This window comes from Protofrankia coriariae, assembly GCF_001017755.1.
GTDB lineage: Bacteria > Actinomycetota > Actinomycetes > Frankiales > Frankiaceae > Protofrankia > Protofrankia coriariae.
In genome coordinates this window covers 34,162-37,094 of the sequence record NZ_JWIO01000023.1, presented here as the reverse complement: position 1 = coordinate 37,094, position 2,933 = coordinate 34,162, and the positions used below count along the sequence as shown (strand labels likewise).

Below are 2,933 nucleotides of genomic sequence, written 5' to 3'. Positions count from 1 at the left end.
CCCGCCGGCCCGCGGCGGCTCGTCGGGCGACAGCGTGCCGGGCAGCGGACGCCCGTCCGCCGTCGGGCTTTCGGCCAGGAGCCGAAGCTCCCGCGGGGGGATCAGCTGGAGGCCGCCGGCTCTGGTGGCCGGGTCGCCGGTCAGGCTGTCGAGCGCGGTGGTGTAGCGGGCCAGCAGGGCACCCGCGAACGCGGAGTCGATGACGTCCGGCCGGTAGTGCAGGGTGATCCGCAGCCGCTGGCCCGGGAAGATGACCAGGGTCAACGGGTAGTGGGTGGAGTCGACGTAGCCGGCGTCGTGGACACCGAGCCGCTCCCGCAGCCGGGCGGAGTCGCCGCCCGCCCCGCCGCCGAAGTTCTGCAGCACGTACAGGGTGTCGAACAGCTGGTTGTGGCCACTACCGCGCTGCATGTCGGCCAGGCCCAGGTACTCGTGGGGCATCAGCGTGGTGCGCTCGGCGGAGAACCGGCGCAGCAGGTCACCGACCGGCTCCGACGGGTCGAGGGCGACCCGCACCGGCACGGTGTTGAGGAACAGCCCGATCACGCGCTCGACGTCCGGGATGTCCGCCGGCCGGCCCGCGACCGTGGTGCCGAAGACCACGTCGTCCCGGCCCACCGCGTTCGACAGCACCAGCGCCCAGGCCACGCTCAGCAGCGTGTTGACGGGCACCGCGTGCCGACGGGCCCGCGCCCGCAGCAGCTCGCTCAGCTCGGCGGACAGCTCGACGGCGTGCCGGTCCGGCAACGCCGGGGTGGGGCTCTGGCCGGCCGGGCCGAGCAGTGTCGGCTCGGCGAGGCCGGCGAGCGCGTCCCGCCAGGACTGGCTGGCCAGCTCGACGTCCTGCTCGGCGAGCCAGCGCAGGTAGTCCCGGTAGGAGCCCGGCCGGGGCAGCCCCCGGTCGTCGCCGGCCCGCTCGTACAGAGTGAACAGCTCGTCGACGAGCACCTGCCCGGACCAGCCGTCCCACAGCAGCACATGGTGGGTGATCGCGAGCCGGTCGCGGCCGTCGCCCAGGCGCAGCAGCAGCAGCCGGAACAGCGGCGGGTCGGCCAGGTCGAACCGCCGGGTGCGGTCGTCCGTCATCAGCTCGGTGATCCGCGCGTCCCGTTCGGACGCGTCCAGCCCGCTCAGGTCGACCTCGGTCAGCCGGGCCGCCCGGTCCGCGCAGATGAACTGCACCGGGCGGCTGAGCCCGTCGCTGGTGAAACCCGCCCGCAGGCTGGGGTTGCGGGCCAGCAGCGTGGCCGCAGCCAGGCGCAGCCGGTCGGCGTCGACCCGGTGGTCGAGGTCGAAGGCGACCTGCGCGGTGTAGACGTCCAGCTCGCCCATGTCGTAGCTGGCGTGGAAGTACAGCCCCTCCTGTAGCGGCGACAGCGGCCAGATGTCGCCGACCGGTCCCGGGGCGATCCGCTCGACAACGTCGATCTCGGTCTGGGTGAGCGCGATCACGGTCAGATCGGACGGGGTCAGGCCGCCGGCGCCGCCGGCGCTGCCGCCAGTACCGGCGCTGGTGCCGGTTCCGGTGCCGACGACGGCCGCGGTCAGCTCCCGCAGCGCGTCCGCCCATGCCTCGGCGAGCTCGCGGACGTCGTGTTCGGACAGCCCGCCCGCGGTCCAGGCCCAGGTCGCGGTCAGCCGCGGCCCGTGCGGCGTCTCCTGGCAGATCGCGTCGATCTGCAGCAGGTACGGCAGGGCGTGGTCGGCGTCGAAGGCGACGGCGAGCGCGTCGGAGTCCGCGGCGGGCAGCCAGTCCTGCCCCTGGCCCCGCTGCCCGGACGGGAAGCGGCCGAAGTAGTTGAACAACACCTGGGGCACGGCGGCCCGCGCGAACAAGGGCCCGACCTGCGGATTGAGGTAGCGCAGCAACCCGTGGCCGAGACCGCCGTCGGCGCTGGCCCGCAGCCGCTCCTTGACCTCCTTGAGCGTGGCGACCGCCTCCGACGGCCGCAAGCCCGCACGATTGTGCCGCGTCGCCGCCTCGCTCTGCCGCCGTCCCCGTTCCTCGGACGATGACCGTGCGGGTTCAGCGTCCGCGTCCACAGCCGGCAGGCGCACGGGCGTGACGCTGGTGAACCAGCCGACCGTGCGCGAGAGGTCCAGGCCGGACGCGATCTCCTCCCGGCCGTGCCGCTCCAGGTCGACGAGCAGGTCGGCAGAGCCGTCCCGGCCGCCCCGGGCATGCCAGCGGGTGACCGCCAGCCGCAGCGCGGCGAGCAGCACATCGGTGACGTCACCGTTGACCGCGGCCGGCACCGACGTCAGCAGCGGCACGGTGTCATCGACGTCCAGGCCGACGACGTGCCGGGAGGTGGCGCCGACCGTCCCACCGACCGTCCCGAACGGGCCGCCGGCACCGGGCAGCAGCTCCCCGCCGGGCCGCAGCGTCTCGCCCCAGTGCGCGAGCTCGGCCAGGCGCGCCGGGGACTGCGCCTGTTCGGTGAGCACGCGCGCGAACGTGCGCAGCGACGTCGCGACCGGTTCGATGACGGGACGCCGCCCGGCCACCACCGCCTCCCACGCGGCAGCAAGATCGCTGAAGAGGACGCGCCAGGACACGCCGTCGATCCCCAGATGGTGGACGGCGAGCAGCAGCTGGCCGGGCCGCCCCGGGCCGGCGTCGAACCAGACCGCCTGCACTACCGTCCCGGCTTCGGGATCGAGCCGTCCGACGGCCGCGTCGGACTCCGCGGCGATGGCCGCGCGCAGCCGGTCGGCGTCGAAGCCGGCCACGTCGACGCGGTGGAGCAGGTCCGCGGCTGTCACCGCGGTGGCCGGCAGCGTCTCCAGTGACCACAGCGCCGGCAGCGCCCAGCCACCCGGCTGCAGGCCACCGGCGAACGGGCCGCCACCCGGCTGCTGGCCGGCGGCCAGAGGGCCGCCGCTGTGCTGCTGGCCGGCGGTCGGCAGACCGCCGCTGTACTGTCGGCCGG

1 protein-coding gene (running past both ends of the window) is annotated in these 2,933 nt (G+C 74.9%); it reads right to left on the bottom strand.

The whole window is internal to a condensation domain-containing protein gene (locus FrCorBMG51_RS34810) on the bottom strand: the coding sequence, 3,192 nt in all, runs 111 nt past the left edge and 148 nt past the right edge, and what appears here is coding positions 149-3,081, spanning codon 50 (partial) through codon 1,027 (complete); reading right to left, the first codon wholly in view occupies nucleotides 2,929-2,931. The start codon and the stop codon both lie outside this window.